This is a genomic window from Alcanivorax jadensis T9, from assembly GCF_000756655.1.
Taxonomy (GTDB): domain Bacteria; phylum Pseudomonadota; class Gammaproteobacteria; order Pseudomonadales; family Alcanivoracaceae; genus Alcanivorax; species Alcanivorax jadensis.
Map to the genome: position 1 here is coordinate 1 of NZ_ARXU01000014.1, position 18,145 is coordinate 18,145.

General features: G+C 60.7%; 15 protein-coding genes. 11 read left to right on the forward strand and 4 right to left on the reverse strand.

The window, feature by feature from the left end:
- Positions 1-150: 150 nt before the first annotated feature.
- Entirely contained in the window at positions 151-3,030 is a 2,880-nt protein-coding gene (locus T9A_RS14200; RefSeq protein WP_035249699.1) for a GGDEF domain-containing phosphodiesterase, read from the reverse strand.
- Positions 3,031-3,213: 183 nt separating this feature from the next.
- Here T9A_RS14200 and uvrD point away from each other — a divergent pair, with 183 nt between their 5' ends.
- Together uvrD and T9A_RS14210 are read left to right on the forward strand one after the other, a co-directional pair.
- The gene (uvrD, locus tag T9A_RS14205; protein WP_035249701.1) at positions 3,214-5,376 is read left to right on the forward strand and encodes a DNA helicase II; all 2,163 of its coding nucleotides are present in this window, start codon (positions 3,214-3,216) and stop codon (positions 5,374-5,376) included.
- Positions 5,377-5,485: 109 nt separating this feature from the next.
- Positions 5,486-6,631, forward strand: a complete 1,146-nt coding sequence (locus T9A_RS14210) for a TRAP transporter substrate-binding protein (RefSeq protein WP_035249703.1) — start codon at positions 5,486-5,488, stop codon at positions 6,629-6,631.
- A 260-nt stretch (positions 6,632-6,891) separates the two neighbouring features.
- Here the strand turns inward: T9A_RS14210 and T9A_RS14215 are convergent, their stop codons facing one another.
- From T9A_RS14215 to T9A_RS14225, 3 genes are all read right to left on the reverse strand, one after another.
- Positions 6,892-7,287, reverse strand: coding sequence for an acyl-CoA thioesterase (locus T9A_RS14215; RefSeq protein ID WP_035249705.1), 396 nt, complete (start codon positions 7,285-7,287; stop codon positions 6,892-6,894).
- Between the two features lie 67 nt (positions 7,288-7,354).
- The gene (locus T9A_RS14220; RefSeq protein ID WP_198030673.1) at positions 7,355-8,725 is read right to left on the reverse strand and encodes a TRAP transporter large permease; all 1,371 of its coding nucleotides are present in this window, start codon (positions 8,723-8,725) and stop codon (positions 7,355-7,357) included.
- On the reverse strand, positions 8,725-9,270 hold the full coding sequence (locus tag T9A_RS14225) for a TRAP transporter small permease subunit (protein ID WP_035249709.1): 546 nt from the start codon (positions 9,268-9,270) through the stop codon (positions 8,725-8,727). Before T9A_RS14225 ends, T9A_RS14220 begins: the two co-directional genes overlap by 1 nt.
- Before the next feature lie 301 nt (positions 9,271-9,571).
- Here T9A_RS14225 and T9A_RS14230 point away from each other — a divergent pair, with 301 nt between their 5' ends.
- From T9A_RS14230 to arsH, 9 genes are all read left to right on the forward strand, one after another.
- Positions 9,572-10,618 (forward strand): substrate-binding domain-containing protein, encoded by a 1,047-nt coding sequence (locus T9A_RS14230; RefSeq protein ID WP_035249897.1) that lies wholly within the window; start codon positions 9,572-9,574, stop codon positions 10,616-10,618.
- Positions 10,619-10,754: 136 nt separating this feature from the next.
- Positions 10,755-12,143, forward strand: coding sequence for a phosphate ABC transporter permease subunit PstC (gene pstC / locus T9A_RS14235; protein ID WP_035249711.1), 1,389 nt, complete (start codon positions 10,755-10,757; stop codon positions 12,141-12,143).
- A 16-nt stretch (positions 12,144-12,159) separates the two neighbouring features.
- Positions 12,160-13,428, forward strand: coding sequence for a phosphate ABC transporter permease PstA (gene pstA / locus T9A_RS14240; protein WP_035249713.1), 1,269 nt, complete (start codon positions 12,160-12,162; stop codon positions 13,426-13,428).
- 25 nt (positions 13,429-13,453) lie between these two features.
- Positions 13,454-14,347: a phosphate ABC transporter ATP-binding protein PstB gene (gene pstB / locus T9A_RS14245; RefSeq protein WP_035249715.1), complete on the forward strand. Its 894-nt coding sequence runs from the start codon at positions 13,454-13,456 to the stop codon at positions 14,345-14,347.
- 24 nt (positions 14,348-14,371) lie between these two features.
- Positions 14,372-15,085: a phosphate signaling complex protein PhoU gene (gene phoU, locus T9A_RS14250; RefSeq protein WP_084573518.1), complete on the forward strand. Its 714-nt coding sequence runs from the start codon at positions 14,372-14,374 to the stop codon at positions 15,083-15,085.
- Positions 15,086-15,439: 354 nt separating this feature from the next.
- On the forward strand, positions 15,440-15,760 hold the full coding sequence (locus T9A_RS14255) for a metalloregulator ArsR/SmtB family transcription factor (RefSeq protein WP_035249719.1): 321 nt from the start codon (positions 15,440-15,442) through the stop codon (positions 15,758-15,760).
- A 1-nt stretch (position 15,761) separates the two neighbouring features.
- A complete protein-coding gene (locus tag T9A_RS14260; RefSeq protein ID WP_035249721.1) occupies positions 15,762-16,259 on the forward strand; it encodes an arsenate reductase ArsC in 498 nt (165 codons plus the stop codon).
- Positions 16,259-17,287 (forward strand): ACR3 family arsenite efflux transporter, encoded by a 1,029-nt coding sequence (arsB, locus tag T9A_RS14265; protein WP_035249723.1) that lies wholly within the window; start codon positions 16,259-16,261, stop codon positions 17,285-17,287. Before T9A_RS14260 ends, arsB begins: the two co-directional genes overlap by 1 nt.
- Before the next feature lie 113 nt (positions 17,288-17,400).
- Positions 17,401-18,111, forward strand: a complete 711-nt coding sequence (gene arsH / locus T9A_RS14270) for an arsenical resistance protein ArsH (protein ID WP_035249726.1) — start codon at positions 17,401-17,403, stop codon at positions 18,109-18,111.
- The last annotated feature ends 34 nt before the right edge of the window (positions 18,112-18,145 follow it).

Genomic DNA, 18,145 nt, shown 5'->3' on the forward strand with positions numbered 1-18,145 from the left:
CAGTTAACAGTGAATAGTTAACAGCCACGCGATCAGCGTTGGGCTGTATCTGAAACGCAAGAGGCCGCGCCCAGAATATGGGCGCGGCCTCTTGTGTTTCAGACCCCACGGCGAGATCGCCGCGCGCTGTTAACTGTTCACTATTAACTGTTAACTATCCAACGCCTTCCTATACGCCTGCGTATGCAGCAACTCCACCAGCTCTTTCTCCGGCACCGGGCGGCTGATCAAAAAGCCCTGGATGCTGTCGCAGTGCATGTCGCGCAGGATGCTCAGGTGGGCTTCGGTTTCCACCCCTTCGGCGACTACGTTCATCTGCAGGCTGTGGGCCATGTCGATGATGGCGCGGGTGATGGCAGCGTCGTCCGGGCTCTTGTCCAGATCCATGATGAAGGAACGGTCGATCTTCAGGGTATCCACCGGGAAACGCTTCAGGTAACTCAGTGAGGAATAGCCGGTGCCGAAGTCGTCCAGGGCCAGCTCGATGCCGCGGGTACGCAGTTGCTGGAGCAGTTCGATGTTCTGCTCCATGTCTTCCATGATCAGGCTTTCGGTGAGCTCCAGTTCCAACAGGTGGGCGGGCAACTCGGTGCTTTCCAGTACCCGGTCGACGATCTCGGCCACATTGCCCTTGCGGAACTGGTGCGCCGACAGGTTCACCGATACACAGATATTGCCCAGCCCCTGTTTGTACCACTGGTGGGCCTGGCGGCATGAACGTTCCAGCACCAGCTCGCCAATGGCGGAGATCAGCCCGGTTTCCTCGGCCAGGGGAATGAAATCCGCCGGCGGCAGCAGGCCCATGGTCGGGTGTTGCCAGCGCACCAGCGCTTCTACTGAGGTAATGCGGTTGCTGGCCAGGTCCATCTTCGGCTGGTAATAGACCACGAATTCGTTCTTGAAGATGGCCTTGCGCAGGCTGGTTTCCAGGGCCAGCTGTTCCACCGAGGCCACGCGCATGTTGCTGCGGTAAAACTGGAAGTTGTTGCCGCCGCTGCGCTTGGCCTGATACACCGCCATGTCGGCCTGATTGATCATGCTCTGGGCTTCCTTGGCGGTGTCCGGGAACACGCTGATGCCAACGCTGGCGCCGAGCAGCAGTTCGTGGCCGTCAATCATGAAGGGCTTCTTCATGGCATTGATCAGCTTCTGGCAATGCTGGCTGATGGCCCCTTCGCCGCCGTGGTTTTCCAGCAGCAGGGTGAATTCATCGCCGCCCACCCGGGCGAGATTTTCTTCGCCCCCGGCGTGCTGGGCCATGCGCTCGGCGGCGGCCTTGAGCAGACGGTCACCGATTTCATGGCCCAGGGATTCGTTGATCGGTTTGAAGCGGTCCAGGTCGATCATCAGCAGCGCCACCTTTTCCCGGTTCAGTCGTGCCAGGGTCAGGGACTTGTGCAGGTGTTCGCGGAACTGGGTGCGGTTGGCCAGGCCGGTGAGGCGGTCGTAATTGGACAGGAACTGCAGCTGCTGTTCGGTTTCCTTGCGGGTTGTCAGGTCGGACATCATGCCGACAAAACGGATCACCTTTTTGTGTTCGTCGCGAACCGCACTGACCTGCAGCCATTCCGGGAAAGGCTCGCCATTTCGGCGGGTCTCGCTGATTTCCCCTTCCCAAAAACCGGTCTCTCGCAACGCGGCGGTAATCATCTTGTAGGTGTCGCGGTTGGCGGCGGTTTCCTGATGATCCAGCACCTGCTTGCCCAGCACCATGGATTCGCTGTAGCCGGTAATCTGCTCGAAGCGGGCATTCACTGCCAGGAAGCGGAACTTGTGGTCGAGGATGAAGATGCCTTCCGGGGCGTTGTCGAAGACGGTGGCAGCCAGCCGCAGCTGCTCCTGGCTCTGGCGGTCTTCGGTGATATCCCGGCGGGTGCCGATCATGCGCAGAGCGCGGCCCTGATCAGACCAGGTCACCACCCGTCCCTCATCCTCGATCCAGCGCCAGCTGCCATCCGCATGGCGGAGCCGATACACGGCATGGTAACGGTCATCCTGGCCCTTGAAGTGGGACACCATGGCGCGGCGGATGCGGGTCAGATCTTCCGGGTGAACCAGGGTTTCCAGGTCGCCGAAGAAATTCTTGAAGTAGGCGCCGTCGTAACCCAGCAGGCGGTCGAAGTTGGTGTGGTAGTTGCGCCCGGTATCCAGCATCCAGTCCCACAGGCCGATATTGCTGGCTTCCAGCGCCAGTTCCAGTCGTTCACCGGTGGCTGCCAGGGCCTGGTTGGTTTCGCCCAGGGCCCGGGTGCGCTCCTGCACCATGGATTCCAGTCGCTCGTTGGTCTCCTGCAGGCGCTGGCGGGCTTCCTTACGCTCGTAGATTTCCTGAGCCAGCTTCTCGTTGAGGGCTTCCGCATCGCTGCGGGCCCGGTTCAGGTAGTCGATCAGCGACCGGTTGCTGGCCTGCAGCATCATGGCCTGGTGGCCGGTCTGGTTGATGCGGCGGGCGGCGAACAGGAAGAACAGTCCCAGCAGGGACATCAGCAGCATCAGCGAGAGCTGGCCATGGGCCTGGGTCTCCGACAGTCGCAGCATGCCGGGGCCGAGCAGCATCAGCAGATACAGGAAAACGGTGGGAAAGTGGCTACTGTAGGCGGCCAGAGCCATGGTGCTCAGGCCCAGCCCCAGGCAGGCAATGGTGAGCTGGGCGGCCAGCATGTCGCTGGCGAACAGGGTATCCAGGGGATTGAACAGGTAACCGGCGGTGCCCAGGATCAGTGGGGTGCTCAGGGCGACGGCAGAAAGAATGCGACGGCAGTGTGGGGTGGCCAGATCGTTGCGCAGGCGCCGATGGCAGAAGGGCAGGGCGATCAACTTGCCGACCTGGACGGCAGCTACCAGTCCCAGCCAGATCAGCAAGTGCTGCCGGGGAATGGGGGTGCTCCAGTAGGCCCATACCAGCGTGACGGCACTGGCTATTTCCAGCAACATCAGCACCGCAATGCCACTGAGTAACAGTTGGCACTGTTCAGTAAGCACGCCATTGAACGGCGGAGCGGTTCGGGTTTGCGGAGACTGCGAAGACACCTTGATTATTATCCTCTGGCGTTTAGCCGAGTGTTTTTCTTTGTCAGTTTACCTATCGGCGATGCCAAGGGAAACCGCCATCTCACTCTTGATAGTGGCGTATTGCCATGCTGCACGGGTTCATCTAACCGGGTTCAGTATGCAGGCATCGCGCCAGCGGACATTCTGCTAAACTCCCGCGCCATGGATGACGTAACTTCCCTTATTGATGGCTTGAACCCGGCCCAGCGCGACGCGGTGGCTGCCGATGACCGACATTTACTGGTGCTGGCTGGTGCCGGCTCGGGCAAGACCCGGGTGCTGGTGCACCGTATTGCCTGGCAGATCGCCACCGAGCAGGCCTCGCCGTTCGGTATTCTAGCGGTGACCTTTACCAACAAGGCCGCTGCCGAAATGCGCGGGCGCATCGAGCAGTTGCTGGACATGTCCGCCGACGGCATGTGGGTGGGCACCTTCCACGGCATTGCCCATCGCCTGCTGCGCGCCCACTGGCAGGAAGCGGGCCTGCCCCAGGGCTTCCAGATCATCGATGCGGATGATCAGATCCGGCTGATCAAACGGGTGATCAAGGAGCTGGGGCTGGACGAGCAGCGCTGGCCGGCCCGTCAGGCCACCTGGTTTATCAATGGCCAGAAGGATGAGGGCCTGCGTGCCAAGCACATGGACGCCAATGGCGATCTGTTCGTGCAGACCATGCAGAAGATCTACTTCGGCTACGAAGAAGCCTGCGAGCGCAGCGGCCTGGTGGACTTCAACGAAATGCTGCTGCGGGTGCTGGAGCTGTTCCGCGACAACGATGGCCTGCGTGGCCATTATCAGCGTCGCTTCCGGCACATTCTGGTGGACGAGTTTCAGGATACCAACAGCATCCAGTATGCCTGGCTGCGGTTGCTGGCCAACGACGATAATGCCGTCACCATCGTCGGCGATGATGACCAGTCCATCTACGGCTGGCGCGGCGCCAAGATCGAGAATATCCACAAGTTCAGCCGCGATTTCCCGGATACCCGCACCATTCGCCTGGAGCAGAACTACCGCTCCACCGGCACCATCCTGAAAGCGGCCAACGCCGTGATTGGCAACAATGCCGACCGGCTTGGCAAGGAACTGTGGACCGAGGGCAGCGACGGTGATCCGATTCGCCTCTATGCCGGGTTCAATGAAGTGGACGAAGCCCGCTTTATTGCCGGGCGGGTGGAAAAGCTGTTTCAGGAAGGCACCGCGCGGCGGGAAATGGCGGTGCTGTACCGCTCCAACGCCCAGTCCCGGGTGCTGGAAGAAGCTTTTTTGCAGGCCGGTATTCCCTACCGTATTTACGGTGGTCAGCGCTTCTTCGAGCGGGCGGAAATCAAGAACGCCCTGGCCTACCTGCGCCTGCTCAGCCATCGCGATGCGGATGCCGCCTTCGAACGGGTGGTGAACACCCCCACCCGGGGCATCGGCAACAAGACTCTGGAAAGCCTGCGCGAGCTGGCACGTCAGCGTGGCGTGTCCCTGTGGGCTGCGGCTCAGGCGCTGATCAGTGAGCAGTTACTTACCGCCCGGGCCACCAATGCCCTGGCGGTGTTTCTGAACCTGGTGGCGCAGCTGGAGCAGCAATGCGATGGCTTGTCGCTGGCGGAAACCACCGAACATGTAATCGAAGCCAGTGGCCTGGTGGATTTCCATGGCAAGGAAAAAGGCGAAAAGGGCCAGCAACGGCTGGAAAACCTGCGCGAACTGGTCTCCGCCACTCGGGAATTCGGTGACGAGGATGAAGACTCCGAACTGGATAGCCTGACTGCCTTTCTCGACCACGCCGCCCTGGAATCCGGCGAGGGCCAGGCCGACGCCCATGAGGACGCGGTGCAGATGATGACCCTGCATTCCGCCAAGGGCCTGGAATTTCCGGCGGTATTCATCTGTGGCATGGAGGAAGGTCTGTTCCCCCACCAGATGTCCAGCCAGGAGCCGGGCCGCATGGCCGAAGAGCGGCGCCTCTGCTACGTGGGCCTGACTCGCGCCATGCGCGAGTTGTACCTGACCCATGCGGAAAGCCGTCGCCTCTACGGTAATGAAAACCATAACCCGCCCAGTCGTTTCCTGCGCGAAATTCCTGCCGAGTTTCTGGAAGAAATCCGCGCCCGGGCCGGCTTCAGCCGGCCGGTGGGCGGCGCGTCGCGGCCGATTCGGGAAACCGAGTCCAATGGCATCAACCTGGGCGCGCGGGTATTGCACCCGAAATTCGGCGAAGGCACCGTATTGCACTTCGAAGGCCAGGGCCCCAACGCCCGGCTGCAGATCAATTTTGACGGCGCCGGCACCAAGTGGCTGGTCAGCCAGTACGCCCGGCTGGAAGTGATATAACGCCGGATACTTGACGCAGGACGTGAGAAGCGTCGTGCATCAGGCCTCAGGTCGAAAAAAATAACCCGAAAGCGGCAGAGCGCTGCCGCCCTTTATCGGAGGAGCTACCTTGGATCGTCGTAAATTTGTTTCCGCCCTGGGTCTTGGGCTGGGTGGCCTGGCACTGGCTGGCTGCGAACAGAAAGACTGCCCGCCCGTGGAGGGTCAGGCTGCTGCCGGCGCGGAGCCGGAAAAGAAAAAGCCTGAACAGCAGACCTACGAATGGAAAATGGTGACCACCTGGCCGAAGAACTATCCCGGCCTGGGTGCTGGCGCCAACCGGTTTGCCAAGCGCGTGGAAGAAATGTCTGCCGGGCGTATCAAGATCAAGGTCTATGGCGCCAAGGAACTGGTGCCGGCCTTTGAAGTGTTCGATGCGGTGCGCCAGGGCAGCGCCGAGATGGGCCACGGGGCCGCCTACTACTGGAAAGGCAAGCACCCGGCCGCGCCGTTCTTTACCGCCGTCCCCTTCGGGCTTACGGCCCAGGAAATGAATGGCTGGTTGCACCATGGTGGCGGTCAGAAACTGTGGGACGATCTCTATGCCCAGTTCAATCTCAAGCCGTTTGCCTGTGGCAACACCGGCACCCAGATGGCGGGTTGGTTCAACAAGGAAATCAACAGCGTGGAGGACCTGAAGGGTCTGAAGATGCGTATGCCGGGCCTCGCCGGAGAGGTGCTGGGCAAGGTGGGTGCCACGCCAGTGCAGTTGCCGGGTGCCGAGGTGTTCACCTCCATGCAGACCGGTGCCATTGATGCGGCGGACTGGGTCGGCCCCTACAACGATCTGACCTTTGGCCTGCACCGGGTCGCCGAGTACTACTATTACCCGGGTTGGCAGGAGCCGGGCCCGACCCTGGAACTGACCATCAACAAGACGGTATGGGACAGCTTGCCGGCGGACCTGCAGGCGATCATCCGTTACGCCGCCCAGTCGGAAAACCAGGACATGCTCGACGAGTATACCGCCCAGAACAACGCGGCCCTCCAGGAGCTGGTCAACAAGCACGGAGTGAAACTGCGCCGGTTGCCCGATGATGTCCTCAAGGCACTGAAGGAGGCCAGCGACGAGGTGATCGAAGCGCTGGTGGCCGACAACAGCGAAGCGCGCAAGGTGTACGAGTCCTACCGCAGGTTCCGCGACCAATCCGTGGAATACATGGCGGTGGCGGAGCAGTCGTATATGAACGTGCGCAGTGAGTTAGCCAAAGGTTGAGCGGAGGCGCCTCAAGAGGCGTATCTACGAAGCCGCTGTAGGAGCACCGCTTGAGGTGCGAACCGCGCTTGCGCGGAAATCGCCCGTAGGGCGATCAGGGATCTCAGTGCCCAACAGACCTTTCCGGAAAGAATAGCGCCAACCTCAATCCTCAGGCCTCGCTACGCTCGGTTCGCACCTCAAGCGGTGCTCCTACAGAAAACCGAACCCCAACCGTAGGAGCGCCGCCGGCGGCGCGATAACCAAACGGCAGGCTTCGGTCAGTCCCTCGGCACCGCCCGGGTCCGCCCGGTGTCATCAATGGCCACGAAGGTGAAGTGCCCTTCGGTCACCTTGGACAGGGTGCCGGTGTCTTCGCGGATCCACACTTCCACCAGAATCTGCATGGAGCTGCGGCCCACATCCTGCAACTGGGTGTAGCAGCTGACCACGGCGCCCACCGGCACCGGGCGCAGGAAGGCCATGGAATCAATCGCTACGGTGGCCACCCTGCCACGGGCTTTCTTGCGGGCGGTGACAGCACCGGCGAGATCCATCTGCGATACCAGCCAGCCACCAAAGATATCGCCATTCCAGTTGGCGCTCTGCGGCATGGCGATGGTCTGAATAGCCAGGGTGCCGATGGGCTGGGGCATGTCGTCGGTGTTATCGGTCATGTTTGTTATCCGTAATATTTTGAGCCGGTTTAGATTGCAGTCTATACACTGCCGCGCCGCAGTTCATTTACCCGTAAAGTTGATCGGGGAGCCAGGTGGCCAGTTCCGGGAACAGCGCCAGTATACCCAGCATTAGTAGCTGGATAATGATAAAAGGTATCACGCCCTGGTAAATCTGCGTGGTTTTTACCTCTGGCGGCGCCACCCCGCGCAAGTAAAACAGGGCAAACCCGAAGGGTGGGGTCAGAAAACTGGTTTGCAAGTTCAGGGCGATCATTACCCCCAGCCAGATCGGGTCCAGACCCATGGCTAGCAGTACCGGGCCGACGATGGGCACGACGACAAAGGTAATCTCGATAAAGTCGAGGATAAAGCCGAGCAGGAAGATCAGCAGCATCACCAGCAGGGTGGCGCCGATCACCCCACCGGGCAGGCTTTCGAACAGGGCATGGACCGCCTCCTCGCCACCGAAACCGCGAAACACCAGGGAAAACAGGCTGGCGCCGATCAGGATCATGAACACCATGGCGGTGACCCGGCTGGTGGCGCGCACCACCTGGCCGAGAATCTGTCCGTTGAGGTGCCGGTTGCCGGCAGCCAGCAGCAGCGAACCGAAGGCGCCGACGCCGGCGGCTTCGGTGGGGGTGGCCTTGCCGGTGAGAATGGAGCCCAGCACCGCTGCAATCAGCAGCAGCGGCGGAATCAGGCCGCCCAGCAGGGGCCGCCAGCCGCGCGGTTCGTCATCACGAAACTGAAACGCCGGCGCCCACTCCGGTTTCAGCAGGCTGATGGCCACCACATACAAGAGATACAACCCCACCAGAATCAGGCCGGGAATCAGCGCGCCCACAAACAGATCGCCTACCGACACCGTATCCAGTGACCACAACCCCTGCTTGAGCTGGGCTTCCTGATAGGCGTTGGCCAGCACATCGCCCAGTAGCACCAGGGCAATGGAAGGGGGGATGATCTGCCCCAGGGTGCCGGTGGCACAGATCAGCCCGGTGGAAAGCTGTGGCTGATAACCCTGACGCAGCATGGTCGGCAGCGACAGCAGGCCCATGGTCACCACGGTGGCACCGACGATGCCGGTGCTGGCGGCCAGCAGCGCCCCCACCAGAATGATGGCCACACCCATACCGCCGGGCAGGCCGCCGAACAGCTGGCCCATACTGGCCAGCAATTTTTCCGCCACCCGCGATTTCTCCAGCATGACCCCCATGAACACGAACAGGGGCACCGCCATCAGGGTGGTGTTGTCGATGATGCCGAACAGGCGGTTGGGCACAAAGGTCAGATCCGCCGGGTTGAACGTGCCGGTCACCATGCCGGCGGCGGCGAACAGCAGGGCGGTACCGCCCAGCACAAAGGCCACCGGGTAACCGCTGAGCAGCACCAGGCACACCACCACAAACATGATCAGGGGAACCCATTCCATCACAGGCCCTCCCCGGGGTGGTCCTGGGGAGCGGGCGGCGCCGCCCCCAGCAAGGTCAGGCCGTGGCGCAACAGCTCCGCAAGCGCCTGCACGGTGAGCAGGGCGGGCAGGATCAGCAGCAGGGTTTTCAGTAGATAGACAAACGGCAGGCCGCCATTGGCGGAGGCTTCCTGCTCGCGCCAGCTACTGACCACATAGTCCAGCGATAGCCAGAAAGTGGCCGCACACACCGGCAGCAGCAGAAACAGGGTGCCCAGCAGATTGACCCAGGCCCGGCCCCGGGGGCTGAAGCGCTGGTAGAGCACATCCACGCGCACGTGCTCGTCCTCGGCCAGGGTATAGGCAATTGCCAGCATAAAGAGGCTGCCGTGCAGATAGGTGAGCGATTCCTGCAGGGCGATATTGCCGATGCCGAAGCCGTAGCGCAGCACCACCACCAGCACCATGCCCAGTACCAGCAGCAGGGCCAGCCAGGCGCTGCTGCGGCCCACCAGGGTGGTAAAACCGGCCAGACGTTGCTGCCAGCGTAATAGTTGTTGTGTCATAAAAACCTGTGCCCCGGGAGACTGGCTCCGGTGCCATCTGTGATACGGATGCATCCCGCGAAAACCCGCATTATACGGGGGCTGCCGGCTAGAACCAGAGTATCGGGCGGGATTGCCGGTAAAACTGACAGATCACAGGGGCGCAATGATCCTGTAATGTTGCTGTCATAAACCCTCTCTAGCATGCGCTGTGCTGAAACATGAACTGGTTTGCAAAGATTGCAAGAACAAAACCGGGGTGGGGTCAAACCTGACAAGCGCCGGTGCCATGTAACTAGGAGGCTTAACCGTGAACTTCAAGATGAAAGCAACTCTGGCAGGTGCCGCCGCTGCACTGGCCATGGCCAGCGTACCGGGTACTGCCATGGCGCGTGACACTATCTCCATCGTGGGTTCCTCCACGGTATATCCGTTCGCCACCGTGGTGGCCGAGCGTTTCGGTCGTACCGGCAACGCCACCCCGAAAATCGAATCCACCGGTTCCGGCGGCGGCATGAAGCTGTTCTGCCAGGGCGTTGGTACCCAGCACCCGGACATCACCAATGCGTCACGTCGCATGAAGAAGTCCGAGTTCGAGCTGTGCCAGAGCAATGGCGTGAAAGACATCACCGAAGTGAAGGTCGGCTACGATGGCATCGTTATCGCCAACTCCGTGAAGGGCGAGCACATCGATCTGTCCCTGCGTGACATCTTCCTGGCCCTGGCCAAGGATGTACCGAACCCGGATGGCAGCGAAGAGCTGGTTGCCAACCCTTACAAGACCTGGAAAGACGTGAACCCGGCGCTGCCCAACACCGAAATCGAAGTGCTCGGTCCGCCGCCGACTTCCGGTACCCGTGATGCCTTCAACGAGCTGGCCATCGAGGGTGGTTGCAAGACCTTCCCCTGGCTGAAGGCCATCAAGAGCGAAGACAAGTCCAAGTACAAGGCCATCTGCCGCAGCGTTCGTGAAGACGGTGTTTATGTGGAAGCCGGTGAAAACGACAACCTGATCGTGCAGAAACTGGAAAAGAACCCGGCCGCCTACGGTGTGTTCGGTTACTCCTTCCTGGATCAGAACCGCGGTGTGGTACAGGCTGCCAACGTGGATGGTGTTGAGCCGACCTTCGAAGCCATCGGCTCCGGCGACTACCCGGTATCCCGCTCCCTGTTCTTCTACGTGAAGAAAGCCCACGTGGGTGTGGTACCCGGTATCGAAGGCTACGTGAAAGAGTTCACCAGCGAGAAAGCCTGGGGCGACCAGGGTTACCTGGGCGAGAAAGGCCTGATCCCGCTGGGTGATGACCTGCGCAAGAGCATGGCCAAGCAGGCCCGCAGCCTGAAGTCCATGACTGGCGAAGAGTTGTAAGGGAATAACAAAAAGCATGGATGCTTTCGGCCCGGTGGTGTTTGCCACCGGGCTTTTTCGCCCCTGAAAAACCTGTATTTGTTCCACCAAGATCATTGCGGTGATTTTGTTTGAGCAAATCCGATCGGAGTACTACATGCAAACCGGAAACCTGCTGTTACTGCTGGTGGTGATGGTGGCTGGCGCCTACTTTGTGGGGCTTCGCCGCTCCTACGCGCTGGCCCGTCCCCTGGGGGGGATTCGCCACCTGCACTCGCTGCCGTTTTACTTTGCCATGCGTTCGGCCATGTGGTGTGCCATTCCTGCTCTGGTGGTGCTGGGCCTGTGGCTGGCGTTTGATGACAGCATTATCCGCCAGCAGGTGCTTGCCGGCTTGCCGGCGGAGCTGCAGCCGACGGATGCGTCCAGCTATAACCTGACGCTCAGCAAGATCCAGAACGTGGCCAGCGGTGCGCTGCCTGCTAATTTCGTCGAAGCGCCCATTGCTGCCGCGGCAGAGAACCTGCAGGCCCTGCGCCAGACCAGCGCCATGGCCCTGACCGTGGTGATTATCGTGCTGTGCATGTTCGGCGGCGCCTGGGCCTGGCTGAAAGTGTCACCGCAGTTGCGCGCTCGCCAGCAGGTGGAGCGGGTACTGCAGACCCTCTTCATGCTGTGTGCCACGGTGGCGATCCTGACCACCGTGGGCATTGTGCTGTCGGTCCTGTTCGAATCCATCCGCTTCTTCGGCAAGGTGCCGGTCACCGATTTCCTGTTCGGGTTGCAGTGGAGCCCACAGACTGCCCTGCGCGCCGATCAGGTAGCGTCCGGCGGTGCCTTCGGTGCCGTGCCATTGTTCATGGGCACCATGCTGATTTCCGCCATTGCCTTGCTGGTGGCGGTGCCGGTGGGACTGATGTCCGCCATCTACCTGGCGGAATACGCCAGCAACCGGGTTCGTACCGTGGCCAAGCCGGCACTGGAAGTACTGGCCGGGGTGCCCACTGTGGTGTACGGCTTCTTTGCCGCCCTGACGGTGGCGCCTTTCATTCGTGGCATGGGCGAATCCATCGGCCTGGATGTGGCGTCGGAATCGGCTCTGGCTGCCGGCCTGGTGATGGGCATCATGATTATCCCCTTCGTGTCTTCCCTGGCGGACGATGTGATTACTGCCGTGCCCCAGGCCATGCGTGATGGTTCTCTCGGGCTGGGCGCCACCAAGAGCGAGACCATCAAGAAGGTGATTTTCCCGGCGGCCCTGCCGGGCATCATGGGCGGCATCCTGCTGGCCGCCTCCCGGGCCATTGGCGAAACCATGATCGTGGTGATGGCCGCTGGCCTGGCGGCCAATCTGACCGCCAATCCGCTGGAAGCGGTGACCACCATCACCGTACAGATTGTGACTTTGCTGACCGGCGACCAGGAATTCGACAGCGCCAAGACCCTGGCGGCCTTCGCCCTGGGCCTGATGTTGTTCATCACCACCCTGGTCATGAATATCTTCGCGCTGCATATCGTGAAGAAATACCGCGAGCAGTACGACTAGGAGCCGGAGAGAGACCATGAGCGAAACCACGGAAAAAGTTCGCAAGACGCTGGCCCGGCGCTACCGGGCCGAGAAGCGCTTCAAGGCATTTGGCATCGGCTCCATCGGCATTGGCTTGATGGCCCTGGTGCTGCTGTTCACCGACATTATTGGCAAGGGTCACAGCGCGTTCTTCGAGTATGAAGTCCAGCTGCCGATCACCTTTGACGCCGAGGTGCTGGATGTCAGCGACCCCCGCGACGAGGATGAACTGAACTACGGTAATTATCAGGGGGTGATCCGCGACGCCCTGGCAGAGCGCTTCCCCACCGTGGAAGGCCGCCAGGATACCCGGGCGTTGAACCAGCTGGTGAGCACCGGCGCCGGTTATGCCCTGCGCGATATGTTGCGCGAAGATCCTTCCCTGCTGGGCGAGACTCGCACCCTGTGGTTGCTGGCCGATGACGACGTGGACCTGTTCCTCAAGGCCAGTGAAAAGCAACGCGAAGACAGCCGCCTGAATACCAAGCAGCAGCAGTGGGTCGCCGAGCTGGAAGCCTCCGGGGAAACCCGCATGGTATTCAACCAGTCCCTGTTCAGCTACGGCGATTCCCGTGAGCCGGAACAGGCCGGTATTCTCGGCGCCATTCTCGGGTCGCTGTTCACCATGATTGTGACCCTGGTGTTGAGTTTTCCGGTGGGTGTGGCCGCGGCGATCTACCTGGAAGAATTTGCCCCGAAGAACAAGTTCACCGATTTCATTGAAGTGAACATCAACAACCTGGCGGCGGTACCGTCGATCATCTTCGGCCTGCTGGGTCTGGCGGTGATCATCGGCCTGTTCGGCCTGCCCCGCTCGGTGCCACTGGTGGGCGGTATCGTACTGACGTTGATGACGCTGCCGACCATCATCATTTCCAGCCGCGCCGCCATCAAGGCGGTGCCGCCCAGCATTCGCCAGGCGGCCATGGGGCTGGGGGCGTCGAAGATGCAGGTGGTATTGCACCATGTGCTGCCGCTGGCGCTGCCGGGCATGCTCACCGGTGCCATCATCGGTATGGCCCAGGCCCTGGGTGAAACCGCACCGCTGCTGATGATCGGCATGGTGGCCTTTATCGTCGATCTGCCCGCCGGCCCGCTGGATGCTGCCACGGTACTGCCGGTACAGATCTACCTGTGGGCAGACAGCCCGGAGCAATCTTTCGAAGCGTTGGCGTCCGCCGCGATCATGGTGCTGCTGGCCTTCCTGATCACCATGAACACCCTGGCGGTGGTACTGCGCAAGCGTCTTGAGCGGCGCTGGTAACGGACCGGTAACGAGGATTTGAGTGATGGAAACCGCACAGCAACTGGACAAACCGTCTCTGGGCAACAATGATGCGGCCAAAGACAAGGCCATAAACGAGCGTGACGCAATGACACAAGACACTCCCTATCCCGATCAGACCGTGGGTCAGCCCTTTGTGGACAACCCGAAAATGCGCCTGCGTGATGTGGAGGTGTTCTACGCCGATAATCAGGCTATCCATGGCGTCAGCCTGGATATCGGCAAGAACGAAGTGGTCTCGCTGATTGGTCCGTCCGGTTGCGGCAAGTCCACCTTCCTGCGCTGCCTGAACCGCATGAACGACACCATTGATATCTGTCGGGTGAAGGGCGATCTGCATCTGGAAGGGCAGGATCTTTACGACCCGAAACTGGATGTGGTGGAGCTGCGTGCCCGGGTGGGCATGGTGTTCCAGAAACCCAACCCGTTCCCCAAATCCATCTACGATAACGTGGCCTATGGGCCGCGCATCCATGGCCTGGCCAACAAGAAATACGACCTGGATGAGATCGTGGAAAACAGCCTGCGCAAAGCCGGCCTGTGGGATGAGGTGAAAGACCGCCTGCATGCGTCCGGCACCGGCCTGTCCGGTGGCCAGCAGCAGCGTCTGTGTATTGCCCGCACCATCGCGGTGAGCCCGGAAGTGGTGCTGATGGATGAGCCCTGCTCCGCGCTGGACCCCATCGCCACTGCCAAGATCGAAGAGCTGATCAGCGAACTGAGCGAGTCCTACACCATCGCCATCGTTACCCACTCCATGCAGCAGGCCGCGCGGGTGTCACACCGCACCGCCTACTTCCACCTGGGTCGTCTGGTGGAAATGAATGACACCGAGACCGTGTTCACCAAACCGGAACACGATCTGACGGAAGCCTATATCACCGGGCGCTTCGGCTAAGCGCCGCTCGGAGGAAAACAGATCATGGATCGCATGCATTTTGGTGAGCACAGCTCAACCCAGTTCAATGAGGCGCTGGAATCCATCCGCAACAATCTGATGGAGATGGGTGGCCTGGTGGAAAAGCAGGTGGTGGATGCCTTGCAGGCGCTGCTGCATGCAGATTCCGACCTGGCCCAGAAGGTGCTGGAGACGGAAGACAAGGTCGACAAGCTGGAAATGCTGATCGACGAGGAATGCACCCGGGTATTGGCCTTGCGCCAGCCTGCGGCCTCCGACCTGCGTCTGATCATTGCCGTGACCAAGGCCGTCTCTGACCTGGAACGGATCGGCGACGAATCGGCCAAGATTGCCCGCATGGGCCAGCAGCTTGCGGAAGAAGGCGAGTCCCCCCGTGGTTACGTGGAAGTGCGGCACATCGGCAACCACGTGCGCAACATGCTGCGCGATACCCTGGACGCGTTCGCCCGTTTCGATGCCAAGAAAGCCCTGGCAGTCGCCGCCGAAGACAACGAAGTGGACATGGAATACCGCAGCGCCATGCGCTCGCTGGTGACCTTCATGATGGAAGATCCGCGCTCCATTACCCGGATCCTAAACATCATCTGGTCCCTGCGCGCCCTGGAGCGCATCGGTGACCACGCCCGCAACATCGGCGAGCAGGTCATCTACCTGGTGGAAGGCAAGGACGTACGCCACATCACCGTGGACGAGATCGAAGCCAAGCTGAAGAAATAAAGGCAGCTACAAGCTACGAGCAAAACCTGCTACGAAGCCGCTGTAGGAGCGTCGCTTGAGACGCGAACCGAGCCTTCGCGAGGAATGAGCTTCAATCTAGCCATAACCTTTATATGGATATGGATAGCCCTGTGGAGCTCTACAGTCCTGATCGTCCTGCGGGCGATTTCCTCGCTGCTCGAGGTTCGCGTCTCAAGCGACGCTCCTACGGCCCTTTCAAAGGCCGCGCCTTACCTTCAGGCACGGCCTTTGCCTTTCCAGCATCGTCACAAAACCTTCCCGCGTTGAAACTTGTATCTTGCAACGTGCCTCTTTAATATCCGTATTTCCGAATATACGAATACAGGGCGACCCATGCTCACTCCCACCCAGCTCTGCAAATGCCTCGGCGATGACCTTCGCCTGAGTCTGGTCTGCCTGTTGCACGGTCAGGGCGAGGTCTGTGTGTGCGACCTGGTGGATGCGGTCAGTGCGCCGCAGTCCACGGTATCTCGCCACCTGGCTCAGCTGCGCCAGTGTGAGCTGGTGGTGGCGCGACGGCAGGGTACCTGGATGCATTACCGCATTAACCCGGAACTGCCTGCCTGGGCCCAACAGACGTTGGCGAGTCTGGTATCACCGGCTTGCGAGGCCCTGTCTCTGAACCTTCCTGTCCCTGCCTGCTGCGAGAACTGACATGCAACTGCAACCCATGACGATTCTGGTGCTGTGCACCGGCAACTCCTGTCGTTCCATTATTGGCGAAGCATTGATCAATGCCCTGGGCAAAGGCCGTTTCCGGGGCCTCAGTGCCGGTAGCCATCCTACCGGCCAGGTGAACCCGGGAGCGCTGGCAGTGCTGGCCCGCCATGGCATTACCCCGGACAACCCCGGTTCCAAATCCATGGATGATCTGGCCGGTGAAGATATCGATCTGATTATTACCGTCTGCGACAGCGCCGCCGGGGAAGCCTGCCCAGTGTGGCTGGGGGATGTGCCCAAACTGCATTGGGGCCTGCCGGACCCGGCTCATGTGGAAGGCACGGAAGAGGAGATTGCTGCGGCCTTTGAGGCTACCTACCAGCAACTGGAAAGTCGTCTGCAGGCACTGTTCGACGTTTCGCTGGATGACCTCAACGGCAAAGGCCTGGTGGCCTGCGGTGAGCAGATCCATCGGGACATGGAGGATCACTGATGCCGTTTTTCGAACGTTACCTGAGCGTCTGGGTGGGCCTGGCGATTATTGCCGGGGTCGCCCTGGGCTTGGCAGTACCGCCTCTTTTTCAGGCGGTGGCAGCGTTTGAGTACGCCCACGTGAATCTGGCGGTGGCGGTGTTTATCTGGGTGATGGTCTACCCGATGATGATCCAGATTGATTTCACCGCGATCAAGAAAGTAGGACAGAACCCACGGGGGTTGCTGCTCACTCTGGCAATCAACTGGTTGATCAAGCCGTTCACCATGGCGGCGCTTGGCTGGCTGTTTTTCAAGGTATTGTTCGCCGGCTGGGTGGACCCACAGACCGCCACCGAGTACATCGCCGGCATGATCCTGCTGGGCGTGGCGCCCTGTACCGCCATGGTGTTCGTGTGGAGTCACCTGACCAAGGGCGATGCCAACTACACCCTGGTACAGGTGTCGGTGAACGACATCATCATGGTATTCGCCTTTGCCCCCATCGCGGCCCTGTTGCTGGGTGTCAGTGACATCACCGTTCCCTGGGATACGCTGTTGTTGTCCGTGGTGCTCTATGTGGTGCTGCCGCTGATTGCCGGTTTCCTCACCCGCCAGATGCTGGTGGCTAAAGGGGGCGAGGCGAAAGTGGAACGCTTCGTTGCTGCCCTCAAGCCGATCAGTGTGATGGGGCTGCTGGCCACGGTGGTGCTGCTGTTCGGCTTCCAGGCGGAAACCATCCTCGCCAAACCCATGGCCATCGTGCTGATCGCTATCCCGCTGCTGATCCAGACCTACGGCATCTTCGTGATTGCTTACTGGGCGGCCCGTCGCCTGCGGCTGAAACACAACGTGGCCGGCCCCGCCTGCCTGATTGGCACCAGCAACTTCTTCGAGCTGGCGGTGGCCGTGGCCATCAGCCTATTCGGCCTGCACTCCGGTGCGGCGCTGGCCACCGTAGTGGGCGTTCTGGTGGAAGTGCCGGTGATGCTGACGCTGGTAGCGATTGTGAATCGTACCTCGCACTGGTTCGAAGAAAATCCTGCGTAATCCTGTAGGAGCCCATGCTTGCATGGCGAAAGTCTGTCAGATTCATACCTGCTTTCAGGAAACAGAACCCTTCGCCATGCAAGCATGGGCTCCTACAAAAAATGAGAGCTTCGATGAAAGATCTACCCAACCTCGATAACGATTGCTTCCAGGTCCCCGCTACCGACAGCGTGTTCCGGGATCAGCCGTCTACCCATAAACCGCGCATCCTGTTGTTGTATGGATCGCTGCGTCAGCGTTCCTTCAGCCGTCTGGTGGTGGAGGAAGCGGCTCGCCTGCTGGAAGCCATGGGCGCGGAGCCGAAAGTGTTTCATGCCGATGGCCTGCCGCTGCCGGACAGCGAGGATGCCAGCCATCCCAAGGTGCAGGAGCTGCGCGATCTGGTGACCTGGAGTGAGGGGATGGTGTGGTGTTCGCCGGAACGGCATGGCGCCATGACCGGCATCATGAAGGCGCAGATCGACTGGATTCCATTGTCGCTGGGCGCAGTGCGCCCCACCCAGGGAAAGACCCTAGCGGTGATGCAGGTGTGTGGTGGCTCGCAATCGTTCAATGCGGTGAATCAGCTACGGGTGCTGGGCCGCTGGATGCGCATGCTCACCATCCCCAACCAGTCGTCGGTGCCGAAAGCGTTTCTGGAATTCGATGAAAACGATCGTATGAAAGCCTCCGGCTTCTACGACCGTATCGTGGATGTGCTGGAAGAGCTGGTGAAGTTCACCTACCTGACCCGCGACCGCAGTGACTATCTCACCGATCGTTATTCCGAGCGTAAGGAAAGCGCCGAAGAACTGATGAAACGGGTTAATCAGCGCAGCCTGTAAGGGGATGCCGGGCCCGGGACGTTCGCCTTGTGAG